General features: G+C 54.5%; 21 protein-coding genes and 1 other annotated feature. All 21 genes read left to right on the top strand.

Annotation, left to right across the window (positions count from 1 at the left end; translation table 11 throughout):
* The first annotated feature begins 149 nt into the window (after positions 1-149).
* The 21 genes from V4U84_RS25770 to minD all read left to right on the top strand — a co-directional run bounded on the left by V4U84_RS25770 (position 150) and on the right by minD (position 24560).
* Complete coding sequence (locus V4U84_RS25770; RefSeq protein ID WP_334076033.1) at positions 150-737, top strand: non-ribosomal peptide synthetase module; 588 nt, start codon at positions 150-152, stop codon at positions 735-737.
* A gap of 334 nt (positions 738-1071) precedes the next feature.
* On the top strand, positions 1072-1470 hold the full coding sequence (gene speD, locus V4U84_RS25765) for an adenosylmethionine decarboxylase (RefSeq protein ID WP_148457265.1): 399 nt from the start codon (positions 1072-1074) through the stop codon (positions 1468-1470).
* A 211-nt stretch (positions 1471-1681) separates the two neighbouring features.
* Positions 1682-3067 (top strand): glutamyl-tRNA reductase, encoded by a 1386-nt coding sequence (hemA, locus tag V4U84_RS25760; RefSeq protein WP_334076032.1) that lies wholly within the window; start codon positions 1682-1684, stop codon positions 3065-3067.
* Between the two features lie 162 nt (positions 3068-3229).
* Positions 3230-3877, top strand: coding sequence for a precorrin-2 dehydrogenase/sirohydrochlorin ferrochelatase family protein (locus tag V4U84_RS25755; RefSeq protein ID WP_334076031.1), 648 nt, complete (start codon positions 3230-3232; stop codon positions 3875-3877).
* A 3-nt stretch (positions 3878-3880) separates the two neighbouring features.
* On the top strand, positions 3881-4843 hold the full coding sequence (hemC, locus tag V4U84_RS25750; RefSeq protein ID WP_334076030.1) for a hydroxymethylbilane synthase: 963 nt from the start codon (positions 3881-3883) through the stop codon (positions 4841-4843).
* A 5-nt stretch (positions 4844-4848) separates the two neighbouring features.
* Positions 4849-6402 carry a uroporphyrinogen-III C-methyltransferase gene (gene cobA, locus V4U84_RS25745; RefSeq protein ID WP_334076029.1) on the top strand — a complete coding sequence of 518 codons (1554 nt, stop codon included), beginning with the start codon at positions 4849-4851 and terminating at the stop codon, positions 6400-6402.
* A 22-nt stretch (positions 6403-6424) separates the two neighbouring features.
* Positions 6425-7429, top strand: a complete 1005-nt coding sequence (gene hemB, locus V4U84_RS25740) for a porphobilinogen synthase (protein WP_334076028.1) — start codon at positions 6425-6427, stop codon at positions 7427-7429.
* Positions 7430-7460: 31 nt separating this feature from the next.
* Positions 7461-8762: a glutamate-1-semialdehyde 2,1-aminomutase gene (hemL, locus tag V4U84_RS25735; RefSeq protein WP_334076027.1), complete on the top strand. Its 1302-nt coding sequence runs from the start codon at positions 7461-7463 to the stop codon at positions 8760-8762.
* The gene (locus tag V4U84_RS25730; RefSeq protein WP_416367298.1) at positions 8759-9703 is read left to right on the top strand and encodes an RluA family pseudouridine synthase; all 945 of its coding nucleotides are present in this window, start codon (positions 8759-8761) and stop codon (positions 9701-9703) included. The genes hemL and V4U84_RS25730 overlap by 4 nt, the downstream gene beginning before the upstream one ends.
* A 129-nt stretch (positions 9704-9832) precedes the next feature.
* On the top strand, positions 9833-11170 hold the full coding sequence (locus tag V4U84_RS25725) for a LysM peptidoglycan-binding domain-containing protein (protein ID WP_334076026.1): 1338 nt from the start codon (positions 9833-9835) through the stop codon (positions 11168-11170).
* Positions 11171-11628: 458 nt separating this feature from the next.
* Positions 11629-11897: a binding site (T-box leader), on the top strand.
* A 97-nt stretch (positions 11898-11994) separates the two neighbouring features.
* Positions 11995-14670 (top strand): valine--tRNA ligase, encoded by a 2676-nt coding sequence (locus V4U84_RS25720; RefSeq protein WP_334076025.1) that lies wholly within the window; start codon positions 11995-11997, stop codon positions 14668-14670.
* A gap of 121 nt (positions 14671-14791) precedes the next feature.
* Positions 14792-16168, top strand: a complete 1377-nt coding sequence (locus V4U84_RS25715; RefSeq protein ID WP_334076024.1) for a bifunctional folylpolyglutamate synthase/dihydrofolate synthase — start codon at positions 14792-14794, stop codon at positions 16166-16168.
* Between the two features lie 10 nt (positions 16169-16178).
* The gene (gene murC / locus V4U84_RS25710; RefSeq protein WP_334076041.1) at positions 16179-17552 is read left to right on the top strand and encodes a UDP-N-acetylmuramate--L-alanine ligase; all 1374 of its coding nucleotides are present in this window, start codon (positions 16179-16181) and stop codon (positions 17550-17552) included.
* A gap of 113 nt (positions 17553-17665) precedes the next feature.
* Complete coding sequence (locus V4U84_RS25705) at positions 17666-18805, top strand: SPOR domain-containing protein (protein WP_334076023.1); 1140 nt, start codon at positions 17666-17668, stop codon at positions 18803-18805.
* 234 nt (positions 18806-19039) lie between these two features.
* Positions 19040-19642 carry a Maf family protein gene (locus V4U84_RS25700; protein WP_334076022.1) on the top strand — a complete coding sequence of 201 codons (603 nt, stop codon included), beginning with the start codon at positions 19040-19042 and terminating at the stop codon, positions 19640-19642.
* A 118-nt stretch (positions 19643-19760) separates the two neighbouring features.
* On the top strand, positions 19761-20432 hold the full coding sequence (gene radC / locus V4U84_RS25695; RefSeq protein WP_334076021.1) for a RadC family protein: 672 nt from the start codon (positions 19761-19763) through the stop codon (positions 20430-20432).
* 38 nt (positions 20433-20470) lie between these two features.
* Positions 20471-21505, top strand: a complete 1035-nt coding sequence (locus tag V4U84_RS25690) for a rod shape-determining protein (protein ID WP_334076020.1) — start codon at positions 20471-20473, stop codon at positions 21503-21505.
* A 113-nt stretch (positions 21506-21618) separates the two neighbouring features.
* Positions 21619-22497 (top strand): rod shape-determining protein MreC, encoded by an 879-nt coding sequence (gene mreC / locus V4U84_RS25685; RefSeq protein WP_334076019.1) that lies wholly within the window; start codon positions 21619-21621, stop codon positions 22495-22497.
* Positions 22490-23020: a rod shape-determining protein MreD gene (gene mreD / locus V4U84_RS25680; protein ID WP_334076018.1), complete on the top strand. Its 531-nt coding sequence runs from the start codon at positions 22490-22492 to the stop codon at positions 23018-23020. Before mreC ends, mreD begins: the two co-directional genes overlap by 8 nt.
* A 79-nt stretch (positions 23021-23099) precedes the next feature.
* Positions 23100-23762: a septum site-determining protein MinC gene (gene minC, locus V4U84_RS25675; protein WP_334076017.1), complete on the top strand. Its 663-nt coding sequence runs from the start codon at positions 23100-23102 to the stop codon at positions 23760-23762.
* 3 nt (positions 23763-23765) lie between these two features.
* Positions 23766-24560, top strand: a complete 795-nt coding sequence (gene minD / locus V4U84_RS25670) for a septum site-determining protein MinD (RefSeq protein WP_334076016.1) — start codon at positions 23766-23768, stop codon at positions 24558-24560.
* Positions 24561-24565 lie beyond the last annotated feature (5 nt).

The following is a 24565-nucleotide window of genomic DNA, read 5'->3' as shown; positions in this document are numbered from 1 at the left end:
CATGCAGGGGGATTGTTGCGGCTAAAAACGGCTAAATCCGTTTTTTTCTGAAAAATGGCAGGATTTCACGTTTTAATCGCTGAGCAAATCATTAAATGAGTAGTGTATAATTATTTTAAAGGATTGTTAAAAGAATTGAGGAGATTTTTATGGCTCAGCGGTTAGCCACAGAGTATGTTAATGCCAGTTTGCGTTTGTCGGAAGTTCAGATGTCGCAGTTTATTCACAAAGTGTATGATCCTCACGTCCGCCAGCGGGTCAAGGTGCTGGATAACGGAAGTCAAGAGGTGGTGCTGGAGGATGACAGCGGAGAGGAAGTCCATCTGCCTTTTGACCGCAGGGACGGTTATTATGTCTGTGAATTGTCTTTCCGCTTGGAAAAACCCCATTTGACCAATGTAATGAGACTTCTGTTTGCCGCCTTCAAGGGTTCGGGCATGGTCACAAGAATTTATAACGGATTCATGATGATGTATTATTATCAAGATGGCCGGGTGCGCAAGATCCTTGAATTCTCCCGGGATTCCTACAAATTGGTGTATGAGTTTAAAGATACGTTGGGCGAGCTTCAAAGAATTTACCGGAATAACGATGTGGAACGGGAGATTGAAGGTATTCATACCCGCATCAACACGTTGCTCGATCAGCGAATCGTCGCCAAAGATGCCGCCTCGGTAACGGCAATCGATGATGAACTGCGAGGATTCACACGCCGGTTGTTCGTTCTGGAGGCCTGATCCTTATCTTGCTGAGTAAGAACTAATCCATCCCATCAATGAATTTCTATGCAGCCCGCGATTTAAGGGGAGACCTTGAATCGCGGGTTTTTCGTTGCTTTTTTTCTGCACCGAACGCCCGTATCCGGAATAATATTTATCTGTGGTCAAAAAAGTGTTGCATTTGTCATCGATAGATGGTATTTTTAATCTCGTTGAAAAGAAAATAGGAACCAGGATTCACTCAGGACATGGAGATGTTGCGAGAGATTTTTCCCTCGGGAAGTGAATGACGTAGGTCCTAGCGGATGAAATTTTTTCAAACATTTTATTCCTAGGAAGGGGGAACCGAAAGATGGAATATTCAACTTTCGGAAGACACGTTGCTGTTGATACTTGGGGAGTCGATTTTGAGGTACTGAACAACGCAGAGCTGCTGCAAGCTCATATGGTGGAAGCTGCCGAATCTTGCGGAGCCACGGTGCTGTCCGTGCAATCCAAACAGTTCGAACCACAAGGTGCCACGGTGCTTGTTTTGCTGTCGGAGAGCCATCTCTCGATTCATACGTATCCTGAGAGAGGTTTTGCTGCGATTGATTGTTACACTTGCGGTGAGACCGTAGACCCGCAGCTGGCAATCGATTACCTGGTTTCCGTATTAAAACCGGAAAAATGCTACGCGAAGAAACTGATTCGCGGTTTGGGCGAGCTTGAGGTCGTGACTCCGGTCGTTAATCAAGCGGAGTTGGTTTAAGACCTATATAATTTACTTAGAAAATGGGAAAGATATTATAACCATGGAAGAACTTCCATGGTTATTTATTTTATTAAAATTTTACATTTCATAAATAATTCATAAAAAACTCATGGAAAACCCCGAGTTTGCGGTGGCCTCTGTGATATAATTAACATAGTTTGTTCAAGAGGAATGCTGTCACAACTTCTAAAAGGCAGGTGAACTTGCAATGCACATTGTCGTAGTCGGGTTAAACTATCGGACGGCGCCTGTGGAAGTAAGAGAACGCTTTGCGTTTGCGGATCAGGATATGCCACAAGCGCTGCAGGAGTTGAAACGCACCAAGAGTGTATTGGAAGGCGTCATAATCGCAACCTGCAACCGCACGGAAATTTATGTGGTCGTAGACAGACTGCATATGTGCGGGTATTTTATCCGAAGTTTTATGGAGAAGTGGTTTGGTATTCCGCGCGAGGAATTTACCAAGCATTTATATATGTATGAAGACGAGCAAGCCATCCGTCATCTGTTTAGAGTCGCATGCGGCCTGGATTCCATGGTGTTGGGGGAAACGCAGATCCTGGGTCAGGTCCGCAGCGCTTTTTTGCTGTCCCAGCGCGAAAAAGGTACCGGAAAGTGGTTCAACATGCTGTTTAAACAGGCCGTTACTCTAAGCAAGCGGGCCCATTCGGAAACCTCGATCGGCGAGAGTGCGGTTTCGGTCAGCTATGCTGCCGTGGAGCTTGGAAAGCGGATCTTCGGAAGCTTCACCGGCAAGCGGGTGCTGATTCTCGGCGCCGGCAAAATGAGCGAATTGACGGCCAAGCACTTAAGCGGAGCGGGAGCGGAGGAAGTGATTGTCGCCAATCGTACGTTCGGACGTGCGCAGGAGCTGGCCGCCAAATTTAATGGCACCCCTTGCTCGATGCAGGAAGCGATGAACCGGCTGACCGAGGTCGATATTTTGATCAGTTCGACCGGAGCCGAGGGTTACGTCATTACGCAATCCCAGGTAGCCAAGAGCATGCAGCAGCGTCCGGACCGGCCGCTGTTTATGATCGATATCGCGGTTCCCCGGGACATCGATCCGGCCATCGGCGAGCTGGAGCATGTGTTTTTGTACGATATCGACGACCTCGAAGGAATTGTGGAGAGCAATCTGGAAATGCGGCGGGGAGAAGCCGTGAAAATTGAAGAAATGATCGAGGCGGAAATCGAGGTTTTCGGAAACTGGCTGCAAACTTTGGGAGTCAAGCCTGTGATCCGGGCCTTGCAGGAGAAGTCTTCCACCATTCATGAGACGACGCTGGAGAGCATGTTCAACAAGCTGCCCGAGCTCGATGAGCGTCAGCGGAAGGTCATTCGCCGGTTGACCAAGAGCATCGTGAACCAGATGATGCACGATCCGATCAACCGGATTAAAGAGATGGCGGGGGAGGAGAAGGGAGCCGAGGCGCTCGACTGGTTTACGCAGATTTTCGCGTTGGAAGAGCATATCAAGATGCTGGACGAGTCGAGTCTTGAAAGCGGAGCTTCCAAGGAGGTTTTGGAGCTTTCCGAAGAGAAAGAAGCGTCGGCACAGCCTCCCCTCTCTCTGGTACACGCATCCGTGTAAAATATGCCCCGAGCCTTCAGTTTGACTTTCGGTCGGATTCGCCGGAATGTTGCGAGGGCTTGGGGTTTCTTGCTGTTTTTCGACCGGTTCGCTGGAAAAATGCAAAAGGGTACAGTATGCTATACACAATACGGAAACTTCAGGAAGGGTACCTATAACTTTATGACTTATTATGTTCCGCTGATGATGAACCTGGAAAACCGTCGGTGCGTGATTGTGGGCGGCGGCTCCGTAGCCGAAAGAAAAATGGTCTCGCTGATCGATGCAGGCGCCCGGCTTGTGCTGATCAGCCCTACGGCCACTTCCTTGCTGGAACGATGGGATGCGGAAGACCGGCTGACCTGGGAGCGGCGCCGCTACCGTGAAGGCGACTTGCAAGGCGCTTTTCTCGTCTATGCGGCCACGGATCAAGCGGAGGTCAACGATGCCGTAACGGCGGAGGCCAATGCTCTCGGAATTCCCGTTAATCATGCGGGAGAGGGCGGAAAGGGATCCTTTATTTCGCCGAGCGTTGTCCGGCGGGGCGGGTTGGTTTTGGGCGTTTCCACGTCCGGGGCGGGCCCTCTGGCGGCGAAAAAGTTAAGCCGGGACTTGGAGACGCATTTCGGCGAGGATTATGAAACCTATGTGGTGTTTTTAAGTTTGGCCCGAAAGATGATCAAAGAGCGGGTGGCGGACACACAGCGAAGAGCCGTTCTCTTCAAAGCCTTGGTGGAGATGGATATACTCGCATCGATCCGCGAGGGCCGTTTTCCGGCTTGGAATGAGGATAAATGGATCGCATGGATGGATGAATACCGGGAGGAATGAAGGATGAGACGAACCATTGTGGTAGGGACAAGGCAAAGCCAGCTCGCCCTGACGCAGACGGGACAGATAATCGACAGCTTGAAGGCGATCTGCAGGGACCGGGGGCTTCCTTACGATTTCGAGATCAAGAAAATCGTAACGAAGGGCGACCGGATATTGGACGTTACTTTGTCCAAGGTCGGAGGCAAAGGCTTGTTCGTCAAAGAGATTGAGCAGGCGATGCTGGACGGGGAGATCGACCTGGCGGTACATAGCATGAAGGATATGCCCTCCGAACTCCCCGAAGGGCTGATCAACGGCGCCGTTCCGAAGCGGGTAGATCCCCGGGATGCACTGATTTCCAAGGAAGGGCGCACGCTCGACGAATTGCCGCAGGGAGCGAAGGTGGGCACTAGCAGTCTGAGAAGATCCAGCCAGCTTAGTGCCTATCGGCCGGATCTCGTACTGGAGCCGATTCGCGGCAATATCGATTCCCGGCTGCGAAAGCTGGAGACGGAAGGCTTTGATGCGATTATTTTGGCGGCAGCCGGCCTGTTCCGGATGGGCTGGGAGGATAAAATCACCGCCTATCTTCCGACGGACGTATGCCTCCCCGCGGTCGGCCAAGGAGCACTCGGGATCGAATGCCGGGAGAACGACAAGGAGGTCCGGGAACTGCTGGCCTTGATCAATGACCCGGAGACCGCGCTGACGGTGGCCGCCGAACGCAGGTTTCTCGGGGTTTTGGGAGGAAGCTGTCAGGTCCCGGTCGGCGCATTTGCGGTTTTGGGCAAAAACGAACAGGGCTCGGGATATGAAGAGCTTGCCCGTGAAATCGTTTTGACCGGGATGGTAGGGGCGCCGGACGGGCGCGTTATCCTGAAAGAAACAATGGCGGGGAATGACCCGGCTCTGTTGGGGGAAGCTGTGGCGGAAAAGCTCATTTCCGAAGGAGCGGACGAAATTTTGGCGGCAGCCAGGGAGTGATGGAGATGACGGGGAGAGTATATCTGGTTGGCGCAGGGCCTGGGGATGCCAGGCTGATTACCGTGAAGGGGCTGGATTGCCTGGCGAAGGGCGATGTGATCGTCTACGACCGGTTAGCGAATCCCAGCTTGCTCGGCAAGGCGAAGCGCGGTGCGGAGAAAATCTATGTGGGCAAACGGACGGACCGACACACAATGAAGCAGGAGGATATCAACCAGCTATTGGTCGACCTGGCCTTGACGGGCAAAACGGTAGTGCGCCTGAAAGGCGGGGATCCGACCATTTTCGGACGCGTCGGGGAGGAAGCCGAGCTGCTGCGCAAGCACGGAATTCCTTACGAAATCGTGCCTGGAATCACCGCGGCAATTTCGGTGCCGGCCTACGCCGGCATCCCGGTAACGCACCGGGATATGGCCTCGTCGCTATCGATCATTACCGGGCATGAGAGCCCGGATAAGCTGGATTTGTCCATTCATTGGGAAAAAGTGACGAACGCGACGGGAACGCTGGTATTTATGATGGGCGTGGCCAAAATCGGCTACATCAGCCGGCAGTTGATGAAGCACGGCCGGCCGCCCGAGACCCCGGTCGCTCTCGTGCGCTGGGGAACCCGCGCCGAACAGGAGACGCTGACCGGCACGCTCGCGGATATCGAGCAGAAGGTAATGGAGGCCGACTTCAAGCCGCCGGCCGTCATCGTGGTCGGCGAGGTCGTGAACCAGCGGGAGCAGTTGATGTGGGCGGAGTCCTTGCCGCTGTTCGGCACGCGTATTCTGGTGACCCGTTCCCGCTCCCAGGCGAGCGAACTGGTTCGGCAGATCGAGGACCTTGGCGGCGAGCCCTACGAATTTCCGGTCATCGACTTCGAAATGCCTTCGGGCGAGCCGCTGGCTGCTGCGGAGCAGGCGTTGGAGCGCTTGCCGGAATATGACTGGGCTTTTTTTACCAGCGTAAACGGCGTGGAGTTTTTCTTTCATCACTTGGAGAGAATGGGTAAAGATATCAGAGCCTTGCATAACGCCCGGATCGCGGCGGTTGGTCCCGCGACGAAAGAAGCGTTGAGACGCTACGGGATCGCGGCGGAAGAACTGCCGGGACGCTATCAGGCCGAAGGACTGCTTGAGGCGTTCGATACGGCGCTGAAGCCCGGACAAAAGGTGCTGCTCCCGCGCGGCGACTTGGCGCGCTCCTGGCTGCCCGCAGCGCTTCGCGACCACGGCCTCGACGTCACGGAGGCGGTGATGTATGCCACCGTTCCGGCCTCGGATGAGGACGAAGAGTTGCTTAAAATGCTGAAAGAAGGCAAGATTCATGCCGTCACCTTCACCAGTTCATCGACGGTGACGAATTTGCTCGGCGCTCTGAAGCGCATGGGGATTGAGGACCCGGCGTCCGCGCTGGAAGGCGCGGCCATCGCCTGCATCGGCCCCGTGACGGCGAAGACAGCCGAGGAGGCGGGACTTCGCGTAGAGATTCTCGCCGAAGAAGCGACGATTTCGAGCCTGGTGGCCGCTCTTCTCGGCTGGAAGCAGGGCGGCGGCCGCCGAAAGCTGAATTGATTCTTTAAGGGAGGATTGTTTCATGAGTTTTCCGATTGTAAGACACCGCCGGCTGCGGCAATCCGCCGCCATTCGCGGCATGGTGCGCGAGACGGTTTTGACGGTGGATGATTTCATTCAACCGATATTTGTGGCCCACGGCAGCGGAATCAAGAACGAGATTTCCTCGATGCCGGGCGTTTATCATTTTTCGCTGGACACGCTTGACGAGGAAGTAAAGGAAATCGTTGACCTCGGCATCCCGGCGGTCCTGTTGTTCGGCATTCCGGAAACGAAGGACAGCGTAGGTTCCTCCGCGTTCAATGAGGAAGGCATCGTTCAGCAGGCTACGCGCAAAATCAAGGCGCTGTATCCGGATCTGCTGGTCGTGGCCGATACCTGCCTGTGCGAGTTTACCGATCATGGCCACTGCGGAATGGTACATACTTTTGAGCGCGACGGCCATCTCTGCGGGGATGTGCTGAACGACGAGTCGCTGGACCTGCTGGTTCGTACCGCGGTCTCTCAGGCCAAAGCCGGAGCGGATATCATCGCGCCCTCCAATATGATGGACGGCTTTGTGCAAGCGATTCGCGCGGGGCTGGACGAGGCGGGCTTCAGCCATATTCCGATCATGTCCTATTCGGTGAAATACGCGTCCGCGTTCTACGGGCCATTCCGCGAAGCTGCGGATTCGGCACCGCAGTTCGGCGACCGCAAGACGTACCAGATGGACCCGGCCAACGCGCGCGAAGCGCTCAGAGAGGCGGAATCGGACGTGCTGGAGGGAGCGGACATGCTGATGGTGAAGCCGGCGCTTGCCTTTATGGACGTGCTGCGCCTGCTCCGGGACCAATTCGATCTGCCGCTCGTAGCTTATAATGTGAGCGGGGAGTATTCCATGGTCAAAGCGGCTTCCGAACGGGGCTGGATCAATGAGCGGGCCATCGTTACGGAGATGCTGCTCGGCATGAAGCGGGCCGGTGCGGATATCATCATCACCTATTTCGCCAAAGACGCTGCCCGCTGGCTGCGCGAGGGTAAATAGAACTAATATTAACGGGTGAGGAGAGGTTCTCATGAGTGAAAAGATCGGGCGGCGCAGCGAAACGCGGTCCCGCCAGGCGTTTGAGGAAGCAAAAACGGTGATGCCGGGCGGCGTGAACAGTCCGGTTCGCGCTTTTAAATCCGTCGGTCTGACCCCGGTATATGTAGAGCGTGGAGCCGGTTCGCGCATTTATGATATCGACGGCAACGAATTTATCGACTATGTCGGATCCTGGGGACCGCTGATTATGGGACATGCCCATCCGGACGTTGTGCAGGCCCTGCAAGAAGCTACGGCCAAGGGCACGAGTTTTGGCGCCCCGACGCTGCTTGAAACGGAGATGGCCAAGTTGGTGGCCGAGCGGGTCCCGTCGATCGATATCGTGCGGATGGTCAGTTCCGGGACGGAAGCGACGATGAGCGCGATCCGTCTGGCCCGCGGCTATACGGGAAGAAACAAGATTATGAAATTCGAAGGGTCCTACCACGGCCACGCGGACAGCCTGCTCATCAAGGCCGGCTCCGGTGTAGCCACACTCGGATTGCCCGACAGTCCCGGTGTGCCGGAAGGCGTGGCGTCCAATACGATTGCGGTACCGTATAACGATTTGGCTTCCGTCGAGCTGGCGTTTCAGCGCTTCGGCGGCGAAATCGCCGGCGTGATCGTAGAGCCGGTGGCGGGCAACATGGGCGTCGTGCCGCCGCAGCCCGGATTTCTGGAGGGCCTGCGGAAGCTGACGACGGAGCATGGCAGCCTGTTGATCTTTGACGAGGTCATGACCGGGTTCCGGGTCGATAAACACTGCGCCCAAGGGCGCTTTGGCGTTACGCCGGATTTGACCTGCCTGGGCAAAGTGATCGGCGGCGGATTGCCGGTCGGTGCCTACGGCGGCAAACGCGAGATCATGGAGCAAATCGCTCCGGTCGGCCCGATTTATCAGGCAGGGACCTTGAGCGGCAACCCGCTGGCCATGACGGCGGGCTTTACGACCCTCTCGTTGCTGACAGCGGAAGTGTATGACCGGCTGGAGGCCTTGTCGGCCCGGCTCGAGGCAGGATTTATCGCCAACGCCAAGGAGAAGGGGATTCCTTGCCGGATTAACCGGGTCGGCTCGATGGTATGCCCATTCTTTACGGATGCGGAGGTCATTAATTACGATACGGCGAAGAGCAGCGACCTTGATATGTTCCGGCGGTATTTTGCCGCGATGATCGAGGAAGGCATCAATATTGCGCCTTCGCAGTTCGAGGGGATGTTCGTATCCGGGGTTCACACCGAGGCGGACATCGATGCGACGATCGAAGCGCACCGCCGTGCGCTGCATAAGCTGTGAGCGCGCCGGTTTCGGGAACCCGGCGGGGCGAATGGTACGAACTGATGCCGGGGAAGCTGAAACCTCTGGAGCCGGGGGGCCGCTATGAAGCGGCCCTCCTTTGGCTTTCGCGGGAGCTGGGGTTCCCGGCCAAGCTGCTCCGGGAGCTGGATGCGGCCGACGAGATCAAGCTGGCCGGGGATCGCCTGCGCCTGCGCTTGTTTCCGCCGCGGGTGTCCCAGTATGCCCCCGTGGAGCGGCCGGTCCGGATTTTGTACGAGGACGACTTTTGCCTCGTCGTGCATAAACCGGCCGGGCTGAAGGTGCATCCGGACGGGGCCGGTTCGCCGCCTACGCTGGCGAACCTCGTGGCGGCGGTGTTCGCGCAGCGGGGCGAGCCGGTCGCCCCCGGGCATATCCACCGGCTGGACGAGTACACATCCGGCCCGGTGCTCTACGCCAAGAACGCCATGGCGCAGCTGAAGCTGGACGCGTCCATGGCGCGGAAGGAGATCGGCCGGGTTTACACGGCGCTGGTGGAGGGGCAGGTCTCCCCGACCCTCCGGGTCATTCGCGAGCCGATCGGCCGGGATCGCCACCACCCCTCCCGGCGGCGGGTATCCCCGTCGGGCAAGGACGCGCTGACGCGAGTGGAGCTGGTCGAAACGTATCCGAAGGCCAGCCTGGTGCGGCTGACGCTGGATACGGGGCGAACCCATCAAATCCGCGTTCATATGAGCCATGCGGGTCATCCGTTGATCGGAGATACCCTTTACGGCGGCGGTTCTGCTCTTTTTCCGCATCAAGCGCTGCACGGCGAGAGCCTGGCCTTTCCCCATCCATTGACTGGGGAACGGATCTGTGTGGACGACCCCTGGCCGGATGGCTGGAACCGGTTGCTAGAACAATTGCAGCAAGGCGGGGACCATCATAAGACAAGCACGGCCAAAGGCCGGAATTGAGCCGGAATTCCGTTAAAAATCAGGCATGCACTCTATTTTCAAGCATATAGATAAAAACGAGCGATGATGGGGCCCTTCATTAGAGCGGACCCCAATCAGGTCTGGTTATGCTGAAAGGAGGCAACCTATTTGACGGATTCATCCTACGGTTTAAGGTTTGATATTTATGAACGCGTCCATTTGTCGGAACAGGTGACCGGTATCGACGAATTGGAGGAAATCGAGCTTTTTCCAAGAATCCAGGTCGTTCCGGGAGAAGAGTATGCTTCCCTCCGCGGCCATCTGCTGTTGTCGGGACTGTATCGGGGGGAAGGCGGTACGCATGAATTGGAACATTGGATCCCGGTTGAGATTACGATTCCGCTAAGCCGGGTCGGAAGGCTGGAGGATATTGCGGTCGAAATCGAAAATTTCGATGTAGACCTGCTAAGTGCCCGAAGCTTGAACATTACGGGGGTTCTATCGCTTCAGGGGATCGAAACCTCTTCGTTGACGGAGGAGCCGGAAGAGTGGAAGGACCGGGAGTTTGTAACTTCCCATGAACCTGCCCCTGAGGTACGCGGCGATGCGGACTTGGATCGTTCCAACCCGTGGGGGCGGGAATTTCATACCGGGAATGTCCGGCCGACTTACGCGGAGAATTTTCGCACTTGGGAACAGGAGGCCGAGCCCGGTTCGGAAGATGCGGACGAGCAGCCGCAGGTTCTGACGTGGAACAATGTGGATTCGCCGCTGTTTGCCCAGTCCGTTCTGGAGGACAAGGAGGCGGAATGGACGGAGGCGCCCCCCGGTTCGCGGGAACCGTCGGCCGAGGCTGCGGGCGGAGTGAAGGAAGAGCTGGACGAGGGCTTGCTTGAGAGAGCTCTGGACCCGGGCGAGGCGCATAGGGAGCAAGACCATTTCCTTTCCGAAACCGCCGCCGAAACAGTCCAACTCCAGAAGGAACGGGACCATACTGAGGACGCCCTTGGTTCTGAACCGACTCAAGTCGAGAATGAGGTTCCCGTCTTGGCCGAATCGGAACCGTTGGAGCATATCGGGACGGAGATTTTGGAAGAAAAGAATCAGATCCCACCGGAGCCCGCCGAGGAGAAAAAGGAATTGAAAATCGCCCTCGGCAGCAAAAAGAACGACGGAGGGCAGCATGACGACCACTTTGGGATCAGCAAGCTGCTATCCACTCAACGGACGGATGCCGAACCTGTCTACGAGGCTTCGGAGGAAGAGAACGTCCAGGCTGCGGCCCAGGATTCGGGGGATGGCGAGGAAGTGCGGTGGAAAAGTCTGTTTATCGGCAATACTGAGGAACAGACGCCTTTCCGTAAGGTCAAGCTGGTAATCGTCCAGCGTGAAGAGACATTGGATGAGATCGCGGAGCGTTATCAGCTCAGCACGCGGGAACTTCAGTTGTACAACCGCCTGAGCGAACAGCATCTGAATGAGGGACAGGTGCTGTATATTCCCTAATCCATGAGACGCGGACTATTGAAAGCTGCACAGTGAATTTGTGCGGCTTTTTTTGTTGTTTAAGAAACTCCGGAGTCCGTGATGCATTTAACGGGAGTTACTCCCGTTAATTGGGTGCCTTTGTGGCAGCAGAGGTGAATTATCTGGAGAACCTCCCGCTAATTCATCTGAAATCGAATAATTGGCGACTGGGATCGCGAAATAGCTGGAGCTTTTCCAGCTAATTTGGACTCAATGGACAAAAGTGGTAAATTAACGTGAGGTTTTCCCGTTACTGGTCTTTAAGTGGACAAATCGCCTAACTTACGCAAACTCTGCTGATAAAAGTCACCGGCCGGGCGGCTAGGAATCTGCTTCTGTCTCCATGAGAAGGACAAATGTCCATTTTTGAATCGTCAGGTTGACTCCGGGACATAATCAAGATATTATGAAAAAGATAAATGCCGCAATACCCATTATTAAAGACCAAGAACGGGAAGAGTAGGCAGTGAACCCTTCAGAGAGCGGAATCGATACGCTGGAAGATTCCGCAGGATACAGCTGGCCGAAGTCGCCCGGGAGTCGTCCGTTTGATCCATATCGTTCTGATATGCTAGACCGGGCCGGCCGCAGCCGTTATCTGCATGAGTGTCGCAAGCATAGCGAAACATTACGGGAAATGGCCATGTGGTTGCTTTGCCTGCGAAACAAAGGTGGTACCGCGAAAGTAAAGCCTTTCGTCCTTTGAGACGAGGGGCTTTTTGTGTTTTCTTGGCCCATCATCACAGAACCTCAAACTTAAATTGTGCCAAAGTCATTTCAAATGTAATGGAGGTCAGGTACAAATGACAGAAAAGCAAGAACAGCAACCCTTGTCGGCGGAAATGCCGACGACCTACGACCCGAAAGCGGCGGAGCAGAAATGGTACCGCTATTGGATTGAGAAAGGTTTTTTCAAAGCGGATCTGAAACCGGATGCCGAGCCGTATTCGGTCGTCATTCCGCCGCCAAACGTAACCGGTATGCTCCATATGGGTCATGCGCTGGGTACAACCATTCAGGATATCCTGATCCGGACGAAACGGATGCAGGGGTACAACACCCTGTGGCTTCCGGGTACGGACCATGCCGGGATCGCCACGCAGACGAAAGTGGAGCAGAAGCTTAGAGAACAAGGCGTATCTCGTTATGATTTAGGACGCGAAAAATTCCTGGAGAAGGTCTGGGAATGGAAGGATACTTATGCCGAGACGATCCATGAGCAATGGGCGAAAATGGGCTTCTCTTTGGATTATTCCCGCGAGCGGTTCACTCTGGACGAGGGGCTTTCCAAGGCCGTCCGCGAAGTATTTGTAAAATTGTATGAAAAAGGCCTGATTTACCGAGGCAAATATATTATTAACTGGGACCCGGCCGCACGCACCGCCCTCTCCGATATTGAGGTGGAATACAAGGAGGTCAACGGGCACCTCTATCACTTGAAGTATCCGCTTAAAGACGGAAGCGGTTCGATCACCGTGGCCACGACTCGTCCGGAAACGATGCTTGGCGATACGGCGGTAGCCGTTCATCCTGAAGACGAGCGCTATAAAGACATGATTGGCAAAATGTTGATTCTCCCAATCATAGGACGGGAAATTCCGATTATCGCGGATGAGTATGTCGACAAGGAATTCGGCAGCGGCGCCGTTAAAATCACCCCGGCCCATGATCCGAACGACTTTGAAGTCGGGATGCGTCATGATTTGCCGCAGGTCATCGTTATGGACGAGAGCGGAAAAATGAACGGGGAAGCCGGGAAGTATCAAGGCTTGGATCGCAGCGAATGCCGCAAGCAAATTGTGAAGGACCTTCAAGAACTTGGCGTATTGATCCGGATCGAAGACCATGTCCATCAGGTTGGACACAGCGAGAGAACCGGGGTAGTTATTGAACCCTATCTGTCGACGCAATGGTTTGTAAAAATGAAACCACTTGCCGAGGCGGCGATTGCGGAACAGAAGGCCAGTCAAGGCGTTCAGTTTGTTCCCGACCGGTTTGAAAAAATCTATATGTACTGGATCGAGAATGTTAGGGATTGGTGTATCTCTCGCCAACTGTGGTGGGGCCACCGCATTCCGGCCTGGTATTCCGAGGAAACCGGGGAGATGGTTGTTGCCCGTGATGAAGCCGAAGCGAAGGCTAAACTGGGCCGTGACGATTTGAAGCAGGATGAAGACGTGCTGGACACATGGTTCAGTTCGGCTTTATGGCCGTTCTCCACTTTGGGCTGGCCGGATACGGAAAGTGAAGACTTCAAGAAGTTCTTCCCCACCAACGTTCTTGTTACCGGGTACGATATCATTTACTTCTGGGTTGCCCGCATGATTTTTACCTCAATGGAGTTCACGGGCAAAAAGCCGTTTAGCGACGTACTGCTTACGGGACTCGTTCGTGATAGCGAAGGCAAAAAGATGTCTAAATCGGCCGGCAACGGGGTTGACCCGCTCGAAGTCATCGAAAAATACGGGGCGGACGCCATGCGCTATATGCTGTCCACGAGCAGCACCCCGGGGCAGGATCTTCGCTTCCATTGGGAACGCGTAGAACAGGCGCGCAACTTTGCGAACAAGATCTGGAACGCTTCCCGCTTTGCATTGATGAACATGGAGGGCGTCAAATTTGAGGATATCGACATCAGCGGAGAGTTGACCACGGCGGATCGTTGGATTCTGCATCGCTTTAACGAAACTGCGCGGGAAGTTACCCGATTGATCGACGCTTATGAGTTCGGGGAAACCGGACGCCAGTTGTACAACTTTATTTGGGATGATCTTTGCGACTGGTACATCGAGTTCGCCAAGTTGTCCCTGTACGGAGAAGACGCCGCCGCGAAGCGGAAGACCCAATCGGTTCTGGCCTACGTGCTGGATCGCACGCTGCGGTTGATTCATCCGTTCATGCCGTTTATTTCCGAGGAAATATGGCAGCACCTGCCGCATCATGGCGAAACGATTACGTTGGCGGAATGGCCTAAATATGATGCTGCGCTGGAAGCGCCGGACGCCGTTCAGGAAATGAACCTGTTGGTTGATATGATCCGGGCCGTCCGGAATATTCGGGCGGAAGTGAATGTGCCGATGAGCAAGAAAATCGAACTGCTCGTTAAACCGGCGAATGCGGAGTTGCTTGAAATCGTCAACCGGAACGCCCATTACATCAGCCGTTTCTGCAACACTTCCCGATTGGATCTGTCGATCGAGGCGGCGGTTCCGGACAAAGCGATGACCGCGGTGGTTACCGGAGCCGAACTTTACCTTCCACTTTCGGGGCTCATCGACATCAGCCAGGAAATCGCCCGGCTGGAAAAAGAACTGGACCACCTGAATAAAGAAGTCGAGCGCGTGGAGAAGAAGCTGGGTAACGAAGGATTCGTTTCCAAAGCCCCGGCCAAAGTCATCGAGGAAGAAAAGGCCAAGATGGCGGATTATGCCGAGAAGCGGGATAAGGTTCTTGCGCGGATCAGCGAATTGAAGGCTTAGGCTAAAGGATGCAACCAATCCGGCTGTAGTTATTCCCGGCATCGGGAGAGGCGCAGCCGGATGCTTACTGTCTGCTGTTTTAATGCAGGTTCATTCCATCAAAAATATGAAGGTGAATGCAATGGGGGTTCAAGTAGAAGAAGAGAACGGCGGAGCGCTGCGAAGCTATGGCGAGGCCGTCGATTGGATCAACGGTTTGATTCCATTTGGAATACGTCCGGGGCTTGACCGGATTCATAAGCTGATGGAGCGGCTTGGGAATCCGCACCGGCGTTTGAAATTTATTCATGTGGCGGGGACGAACGGGAAGGGATCTTCCTGTGCCTTTTTAACCCGCACATTGCTGGAATGCGGTTATAGCGTAGGGACATTTACCTCGCCGTATATTACCAAATTTACGAACCGGTTTCAGTATAATGCACAGGATATTCCCGAGGAGACGCTGCTGTCGCTCAGCAATCGGGTGCTGCCCTTGGTGCGGGATATCGCCGATAGCGAGCTGGGTTCTCCAACGATGTTCGAGGTCAGCACGGCCATCGCCATCCTTTATTTTGCCGAGGAATGCTATCCGGATGTGGTAGTATGGGAGACGGGCCTTGGGGGAAGGATGGATGTTACCAATATTGTGACGCCTATCGTTTCTTTAATCACGAATATAGGTTATGATCATACGGATATTCTCGGTGACACCATCGAGCAGATCGCCAGGGAGAAAGCGGGAATTATCAAGCCCGGTGTTCCGGTGGTCAGCTGTGTCGAGCAGCCCGAGGCCATCGATGTATTAAAAGAGACGGCAGCCAGGCAAAAAAGCACACTTTACTTGCTTGGCGAGCAGTTTTTCTATGAGCGGTCCCAATTGGGTGATCAAGGGCAGGAAATGCATTTTCGCGGACCGTTTCGCGACTTCCGGTTGAATCTCTCCATGCTGGGAGAGCATCAATGCAAGAACGCGGCCGGCGTGATGATGGTTCTCGAAATATTGCGGCAGTACATGGCCTTCGTGTTGGAGGACGGGGATGTTCTTCACGGCTTCCGGAAGACGGCGTGGGCGGGAAGGCTGGAGCGAGTGTCCGTGAATCCGCACATCGTGCTTGACGGGGCCCATAACCCCGAAGGGGCGGAGTCGTTGGCAAAAAGCCTGAAGGAGACGTTTCGCTACCGCCGGTTGATTTTGATGATGGGGATGTTGGCGAATAAGCATCATCGTGCCTACCTGGAGCATATATTACCTATAGTGGATACGCTTATACTGACCGAGCCCGATTTCCGTCGAAAACTGGATGCGGGCGCGCTGTATGATCTGGTACTGGAGCTGAAGGATTCAGTGGCGAAACCCGGTCTGGAAATCGTTGTGGAGCGTGATTGGAAAAAGGCGCTTGCGCTTTTGGCGTCACGGACGGAACCGGAGGATCTTGGGGTGGTCACCGGGACGCTGTATATGATCTCGGATGTGCGGGCAACCCTTTTGCATCAAACCGATTCTGAAAAAGGCTGGTGAATGGAAATTGCTGAATACAACTGAACAACATGTGCATTTTATCGGTATCGGTGGCTATGGTATGAGCGCTATTGCCCGGGTGATGCTGGAGATGGGGTATACCGTGACCGGATCGGATGTCGCTTCCCAGGAACTGACCGAGAAGTTGGCCGCCAAAGGGGCGAAAATTTATATTGGACATACCGCCGAGCATGTGCACGGCGCCGATCTTGTCGTTTATTCCACGGCGCTTCCAAAGGATAATGTGGAGCGTCTAGAAGCGGAGGAGCAAGGAATTCCGATCTTGCACCGTTCGCAGATGCTGGCCCGTTTGCTGAATGAACGGCAGGGCGTCGCGGTTGCCGGCGCGCACGGCAAAACGACGACTTCGTCGATGATCGCGCTGGTGATGGAGCAGTGCGGCACGGATCCGACTTACATTATCGGCGGAGAAATTATGGGGATCGGAACCAACGCCAAGGCCGGACAAGGGCGCTTTGTCGTCGCCGAGGCGGATGAGAGCGATGGGTCCTTTCTCCAATATCACCCTTCAATGGGCGTCGTCACCAACATCGAGGCGGATCATCTGGAGAATTACGGAGGGGACTTTGCCCGGTTAAAAGAAGCGTACGTCCAGTTTTTGAACCAGACCAAGCCGGACGGAACGGCGGTCGTTTGCGGAGACGACGCCAACATTAAGGAACTTCTTCCCAATCTCAACTGCCGCGTGATCACTTACGGCATGGGAACGGGTTGTGATTATTCGGCAGATGCCGTTAAGCTGGGTGACCGCCACGTCACTTTTATCATGAGAAAGGGACAGCAGGAATTGGGGATGATCGAGCTTTCCGTACCGGGTAAACATAATGTTTATAACGCTATGGCTACAGTCATCGTCTGTCTGGAGGCGGGCATTCCCTTTGCGGACATCGCGTCAGCGATTATCGGCTTCCATGGCGCAAAGCGCCGGTTCCAGGTGCTGGGCGAAAAAGGCGGCGTTCTCGTCATTGACGACTACGCCCATCATCCTACGGAAATCGAGGCCACGATCGCCGCAGCGAAAGCGACGGGTAAACGGATTATCGCCGTATTCCAGCCGCAGCGGTATACGCGTACGTTTTTCCTGCTGGATGCGTTCAGCCGGGCGTTTGGCGAAGCGGATGAAGTGATCATTACAGACATTTACTCTCCCGCCGGCGAACAGCAAATCGAAGGGGTTCATTCCTCCAAGCTGGTTGATCTCATCAAGCAGAACAGCAATGCCGGGGCCCGGTATCTTCCGACGAAACAGGATGTGATCGCGGATCTTCAGGGCCGGCTTCAACCGGGGGACCTCGTTCTTACGATGGGTGCCGGCGATATTTGGAAGGTTGGCGATACGCTGGCCAAAACTTTATCCGATTAATGGAAATAGACGAAAAACCTCGCGGGCAGCGAGGTTTTTCTTGCGGTTTGGCATATAAAGGACCACACGCTCATATGGTAACTTTAGAAGAATGGACAAGGAGCGTGCGGACAGTGGATAAGGCCAAAATGACATTCCGTTTTGACGATGAGCAGCAGCGGCGGCGGGACATGAAGGAGTCCGCGTTATATGCGGCCCCGGCTGCCGAAGCGAAGCCGGAGATGTTGCCAGCGGTTGGAGAGCCGGCGATGCCTATGTCCGGCGGGCAGCCGCGGTCTCACGAGGAGCCGCCTCCCGGAGGAGGGATCACCTACCGTCCGGTGGAAATCGCCGACGACTGGAACGACCCGTTTTCGGATTATACCGGAACGGGAGGGGCGATCCTGCCGTCATATACCACCCGAAAATCAAGGACATCGTGGTGGAAAGTGGCGGGATCCTTGACCGGTGCGATCGTTACGGGCGCCCTGTTCGGATTCGTGGTCTTGTCCATGTTTAGCGGGAATGTGAGCGTCCCCATCCCGGGGATTACCGTCCCCGATCGTTCCTCGGCCGGACAGTCTGCGGAGATTCCTGTCTTTGGGCAAATCGGCGGGGAGCTTGGGGAGGAGGACGATAAGGGGATGCCGGTAACCATCGCAATGCCGGGGCAGACCTATCATTTTTTGCAGTACGGCGTATTTTCCACGGCGGAAGGAGTCGAACTGGCTCAACAGGAACTGGAGGCATCCGGCATCGCCGCCGCCAGGGATACCGTTGACGAGAAGCGGGTATACGCCGGGGTTTCTTCCGACCGCGAACAAGCCAAATTGTTAAGCGGCCAGCTTAAAACGGCGGGAGTCCACCTTATCCTTCATGAAATTGCTCTTCCTTCTTCCGCCGAGCTCGTTTATAACGGGGACGTCACCGTCCTGGAGCGTTATTTTGCCCGGAGTGCGGAGTTGATCGATTGGCTCGGTACATTGTCCGCGTCCCGCCTGGTGGAGGTCAAGCCTCAACTATTGACGGCGGAGGAACAGTCGGAGCTGGGGGAGCGCCATCAGCGATGGACGGAAAGCGCGGCGGCGGTGCGTGAGCAACAGCCCGAGGCCTTCGCGCAAGATGTAGGGAACCTGGAAAAGGCGATGAACAGCGCCGTCGAGGCGATGGCCGAATACCAGAAAACGGGGGCCAAAACGCTGCTTTGGGAAGTGCAGGATCAAATTATGGGCTTTATATTAGGCGAACAAAAAATGCTAGGGAGTCAAGATTAGATCATGGCTTCACGAGCATATAAAACGGCAGGAATGGTAATACCTTCCCCTGCCGTTTTTGTGTTTGTATTGCTGCTAAATAAACCTTATAATAATGAAGTGTCAAAAAATGGCGAGGGTGACAGTGTCAGAACTGTCGAATCGTTATCACCGTCAGAGTCCAGCGGCCGGCATCATGAAGGAAGAGAGGCTTCCTTTAGACAAGCCGGCTTCGAAAAAGGAGAGTAGTGCATCTTGGATGCTACCATAACCCGACGCATCATCCTGGCTTCGACATCCCCGCGACGCCGCGAGCTTGTCGCTTCTTTGCATATTCCGTTCGACATTGTTCCCAGCCATGCCGAGGAGACGACTCCCGAGGGCTGGGAACCGGATAGAATCGTAACGGAGCTCGCCAAGCGGAAGGCTGAAGCCGTATACCGCCAACTGGATGACGGGGACCGGCACGGCGTGATCGTCGGTAGCGACACGATCGTCGTCAGGGACGGAGCGGTTTTGGGCAAGCCGGCGGACGCACGTGAGGCCGCCTCGATGCTTCGTTCACTGCAGGGTAGAACCCATCAGGTGTATACCGGGGTAGCTTGCATCGACAGCCGCACCGGCGCCAGCAAAGTGGATTACCGCATGACCGTAGTGACGATGAGAGCTTTGCGCGAAGAAGAGATTGAAGCGTACGCCGCAAGCGGTGAAGGACTCGACAAGGCCGGCGCTTATGCGATTCAAGGCTTGGGGGCGACGATCGTCACCGGGATCGAAGGGTGTTACTTTAATGTAGTCGGATTACCGTTGTCCTTGCTCGCGGAAATGCTGGCATCGTTCGGAATTCAAGTGTTTTGACCAGTTAGGGAAGAGATAAAGCATATCCTTCCGAATCGTGACTTTGTCGTAAGGCCGTTATGGCTTTGCTAATACATTCGGAAGCGAGGGATCGCATTTGGTAGATGCATCAACCTATATGCTGCGTGACATTCCCAATGAGGAGCGCCCCAGAGAGCGTATGCTCCGCTGCGGGGCGGGAGCTTTAAGCCAGACGGAGCTGCTGGCTATTTTGCTGCGGACGGGGACCCGTCGTGAATCGGCGATTCATATGGCGCAGCGGCTGCTCGGGGAAATCGGCGGCATTCGCGGCATGATGGACCTGAGTCTGGAGGAATTAACGAATATGAAAGGGATCGGCCCCGCCAAGGCCGTCCAGATTAAAGCCGGCATCGAGTTGGGTCAGCGGCTGGCCAAAACCCGGCTGCCCGAGGCGCAGGTAATTCGCAGCCCCGGCGACGCCGCCGACCTGCTTATGGAAGAGCTCCGATATTTACAGAAGGAGCACTTCGTCTGTTTGTTTTTAAATACGAAAAATCATATCATTGCTCAAGAAACACTGTCGATCGGAAGTCTTAACGCCTCGATCGTTCATCCGCGGGAGGTATTCCGTGCCGCTATCAAATGCAGCAGCGCCTCCCTCGTCTGTGCCCATAATCATCCCAGCGGCGATCCGACGCCAAGTCCGGAAGATATCCGGATGACCCGGCGGCTCATGGAAGCTGGCGAAATCGTAGGCATTGACGTGCTGGACCATATTGTGATCGGAGACGGGAAGTTCGTCAGTTTGAAGGAGCAGGGCTTGATGTAATATAATCGATAAGATATAGAAGGAAAGGGAGATACAGCATGTTTGGTGGCTTTACGAAAGATTTGGGAATCGATTTGGGAACGGCAAATACCTTGGTTTATACGCGTGGAAAAGGCATTATCGTGAGAGAGCCTTCGGTAGTCGCTATTCATACCGATACGAAAAACATCGTCGCGGTCGGCGAATCGGCCAAGAAAATGATCGGCAGAACGCCGGGAAACATCCGGGCGATTCGTCCGATGAAAGACGGCGTGATCGCGGATTTCGACACGACGGCTACGATGATCAAATATTTCATTCGCCAGGCACAGAAGCAACGTTCTTTGTTTCAACGCCATCCTAACGTGATGGTTTGCGTTCCTTCCGGCATTACGGCCGTGGAACAACGCGCCGTGGAGGACGCGACCAAGCAGGCCGGAGCCCGCGAGGCTTACACGATCGAGGAGCCGTTTGCCGCGGCGATCGGGGCGGATCTGCCGGTCTGGGAACCGACCGGCAGCATGGTGGTGGACATCGGCGGCGGTACGACCGAGGTCGCCGTGATTTCGCTGGGCGGCATCGTGACCAGCAAATCGGTGCGCGTGGCCGGGGATGAAATGGATGAATCGATCATCCAATACATCAAACGGCAATATAATTTAATGATCGGGGAAAGAACGGCCGAGCAGCTCAAGATGGATATCGGATCCGCACTCGCTTTGGAAAAGGTGGAGACGTTGGAAATCCGGGGCCGCGATCTGGTGAGCGGCCTGCCCAAAACGATTACGATCACTTCGGATGAAATTTCCGAAGCGCTTAGCGATACGGTAAACGCGATCGTCGAAGCGGTGAAAGTCACGCTGGAAAAATGTCCGCCCGAGCTGGCCGCGGATATTATGGATCGCGGGATTGTGCTGACCGGTGGAGGCGCGTTGCTCCGCAATCTCGACAAACTGTTGGCCCGCGAAACGGGCATGCCGGTCATCGTCGCGGAGAATCCGCTGGACTGCGTGGCGATCGGAACGGGCAGAGCCTTGGACAACATCCATTTGTTTAAGTCAAAAAGCAGCTCGGCCCTCCGCTCCAGACGCTAGGCCGAAATGAAACCCTTGGATAAAGCGGCGCCGTCCAGACCGGACGGCCAGGCCGTTTTTCTCTGTTTTTATAGTGAGTAACTTGAAATGGGAGAATTTAGTAAGGTTGGAGGGTGCTGAAACTGTTTAAGCTGCTGGGCAACAAAAGACTGTTTATTTTGTTGATGGGACTTATTCTTTTTATTGCGGTCATGGGCTTCACCCTGGGATCCAGAGCCGGCTTGTCCTGGCCCGAGAAATTTGTCAAGGACACGGTCGGTTTCGTGCAATACGTATTTTACAAGCCTACTAGCTATGTGGCGGGTTTGTTTGAAGATATTTCTGAACTGCATGCCCTGCAGGAAGAGAACGAAGAGCTCAAAATTGCGCTCTCCCACTATACGCGCGACAAAGCCCGTTTTAACTTTATTGAGCAGGAATACACTCGGCTGCAAAATGATCTTCATTTTACCGAGGAGCAGAAAAAACTGTATAAGTATGAATGGAAGATTGCCCAGGTTATCAGCGTGAATGATGATCCGGTCAATCAGACCATCGTTGTCAATCTCGGCAGCCGTGAGGGCGTCAAAGAGGGAATGGCGGTTCATTCGTCCAAAGGCCTCGTCGGCATTGTCAGCCGCGTCAGCAGGCTTACGTCGACGGTGAAGCTGATCACGACGATGGATGCGCGCGACCCGAATTCCAACGGAATTGCCGTTACGGCCCAAGGCAAGGAAAACTCGGTGTTTGGCGTCATCGAATCCTATGACAAGAAGACCGGAACGTTTCTGATGAGCCGCATTGAAGATCCAAAGCCGTTGGCCAAGGAGGACCTGATCGTATCCTCAGGGATCGGCGGCGTATTCCCCCGGGGAATGATTATCGGGAAGGTCAAGGACATACAAGTGGGCGAGTTCGGATTAACCTATACAGCGACGATACAACCCGCGGCCAGCTTTACGGACTGGAAGGAGCTGTTTATCGTGTTCCCGGAGGCTGAGAGTGGTGAATAAGCGCAGAACGATCCTGATTTTGCTTCTGTTCCTCCTCTTTATACTGGAGGGCACGATTCTCCCCTGGCTCATTCCGGCGGCGTGGGAAACCCGGATTAATCCGCATCTGGTTTATATCGCCATCTTATTTTTCTCCGTTTATGAGGATCGCCATTCCGGGCTTATTCTGGGGCTTTGCTTCGGCTTGTTGCATGACGTCGTTTATTATGGCGCGATGGTCGGAACTTATTCCTTTGCTATGGGCCTTTGCGGCTATTTGGTCGGATTGTTGTCACGAAGCAAGCAAACTCCGCTGCCTTTGATGCTGATTTTTGTCATCACCGGAAGCCTGCTCTTCGATTCGATTGTTTTCGGCACCTATTCGCTGTTCGGGGTGGTGCATGAGCCGTATTCCTGGGCCATGATGAATCACATCATTCCCAATGTATTCATCCAATTTTTGTTTGCTTTGATGATCTATGTACCTCTGCGGAAGCAGCTCGAGATTATTACGAAACGCCGTTCCCCCGAGGAAAAGGCCTGACTTTTCGGCACATTTCAAGGGAAACTAGCAGGAACTTTCCGCCTCCTGCACGAAATGAATAGGGGGGAGGGACAGGCTTATGACAGTAAAGTCGAATCATGTTACGATTAAAGGCATCAAAGATGGCCTGGTTTTCCTGCTGGACGACAAGTGCGACTTCGGAGCTTTGCTTGAGGAATTGCGTTATAAACTGGAACATAGCCATCAAAACATATTGACGGGTCCGATTATTCATGTTGACGTGAAGCTGGGAACTCGGATCGTGAACGATGAACAGAAAGAAATGATTCTTGATATATTGAGCCGGAAAGGAAATCTGCTGGTTCGTTCCGTGGAAATGCCCGAGCTGATGCCGGCGGTAGACCCGATGAAGTCGCTGACGACCATGACCGGGATCGTCCGCTCGGGACAGGTCCTTCACCATGAAGGAAACCTGTTGTTCCTGGGCGATGTTAACCCGGGAGGAACCGTGGCTTGCACGGGAGATATTTTTATACTCGGCGCTTTGAGAGGTATGGTGCACGCCGGGCTGAAGGGCAATGAGGAGGCGGTCATTGCGGCCTCCTATTTGGCGCCGACTCAACTGCGGATCGCCGAGGTGATCAGCCGCCCTCCGGATGAATGGGAAAACCGGGAGACCAGTATGGAGTTCGCTTTTCTGCGTGACGGGAAGATGCAGATTGATAAAATAGGGAACATGTTTCGAATTCGGCCGGATTTTAACGCGTTTAAAGGGGTGTAATCTATGGGAGAAGCTATTGTGGTCACATCGGGGAAGGGCGGCGTAGGCAAAACGACAACCTCGGCAAACATCGGTACGGCGCTTGCGCTGCTTGGCAAGAAAGTATGCCTGGTGGATACGGATATCGGTTTACGCAACCTCGATGTCGTGATGGGTCTGGAAAATCGCATCATTTACGACCTGATCGATGTAGCCGAGGGCAGATGTCGGTTAAATCAGGCGCTGGTGAAGGACAAGCGCTTCGATGAACTATACATGTTGCCCGCGGCGCAAACGAAAGATAAAAACGCCATTTCGCCGGAACAGGTGAAGGATATTGTCCTGGAACTGAAAAAGGACCATGAATACGTGATTATCGACTGTCCGGCCGGGATCGAGCAGGGATTCAAGAATGCGATAGCCGGAGCGGACCAGGCCATTGTCGTGACCACGCCGGAGCATGCCGCCGTTCGCGACGCGGACCGGATTATCGGGCTGTTGGAAAGCTCGCATATTTCCTCGCCCAAACTGGTCGTGAACCGGATCAGGCCTAATATGGTCAAGTCGGGAGATATGTTGGAAATCGAGGATATTCTTCAGGTGCTGAATATCGATCTGATCGGGATCGTTCCGGATGACGAACTGGTCATCAAAGCGGCCAATTCGGGCGAACCGACGGTGATGAACCCGGATTCCAGAGCCGCCATCGCCTATCGGAACATCGCCCGCCGGATTCTGGGCGATACAGTTCCGCTTATGCTGCTGGATCAGAAAAAAGGCGTGTTTACGCGGTTTAAAAAGTTTTTTGGAATGGGTTGATTTTC

This window comes from Paenibacillus sanfengchensis (genome assembly GCF_036864765.1).
Taxonomy (GTDB): Bacteria; Bacillota; Bacilli; order Paenibacillales; family Paenibacillaceae; genus Fontibacillus; species Fontibacillus sanfengchensis.
Note: the sequence above shows the minus strand (reverse complement) of the source record. Positions and strands in the feature narration are given on the sequence as shown.

Excerpts from the sequence above, each read along its gene's own strand:
- V4U84_RS25770 (WP_334076033.1), top strand. The coding sequence starts at position 150 with ATGGCTCAGCGGTTAGCCACAGAGTATGTTAATGCCAGTTTGCGTTTG.
- speD (WP_148457265.1), top strand. The coding sequence starts at position 1,072 with ATGGAATATTCAACTTTCGGAAGACACGTTGCTGTTGATACTTGGGGA.
- hemA (WP_334076032.1), top strand. The coding sequence starts at position 1,682 with ATGCACATTGTCGTAGTCGGGTTAAACTATCGGACGGCGCCTGTGGAA.
- V4U84_RS25755 (WP_334076031.1), top strand. The coding sequence starts at position 3,230 with ATGACTTATTATGTTCCGCTGATGATGAACCTGGAAAACCGTCGGTGC.
- hemC (WP_334076030.1), top strand. The coding sequence starts at position 3,881 with ATGAGACGAACCATTGTGGTAGGGACAAGGCAAAGCCAGCTCGCCCTG.
- cobA (WP_334076029.1), top strand. The coding sequence starts at position 4,849 with ATGACGGGGAGAGTATATCTGGTTGGCGCAGGGCCTGGGGATGCCAGG.
- hemB (WP_334076028.1), top strand. The coding sequence starts at position 6,425 with ATGAGTTTTCCGATTGTAAGACACCGCCGGCTGCGGCAATCCGCCGCC.
- hemL (WP_334076027.1), top strand. The coding sequence starts at position 7,461 with ATGAGTGAAAAGATCGGGCGGCGCAGCGAAACGCGGTCCCGCCAGGCG.
- V4U84_RS25720 (WP_334076025.1), top strand. The coding sequence starts at position 11,995 with ATGACAGAAAAGCAAGAACAGCAACCCTTGTCGGCGGAAATGCCGACG.
- V4U84_RS25715 (WP_334076024.1), top strand. The coding sequence starts at position 14,792 with ATGGGGGTTCAAGTAGAAGAAGAGAACGGCGGAGCGCTGCGAAGCTAT.
- radC (WP_334076021.1), top strand. The coding sequence starts at position 19,761 with ATGCTGCGTGACATTCCCAATGAGGAGCGCCCCAGAGAGCGTATGCTC.
- V4U84_RS25690 (WP_334076020.1), top strand. The coding sequence starts at position 20,471 with ATGTTTGGTGGCTTTACGAAAGATTTGGGAATCGATTTGGGAACGGCA.
- minC (WP_334076017.1), top strand. The coding sequence starts at position 23,100 with ATGACAGTAAAGTCGAATCATGTTACGATTAAAGGCATCAAAGATGGC.
- minD (WP_334076016.1), top strand. The coding sequence starts at position 23,766 with ATGGGAGAAGCTATTGTGGTCACATCGGGGAAGGGCGGCGTAGGCAAA.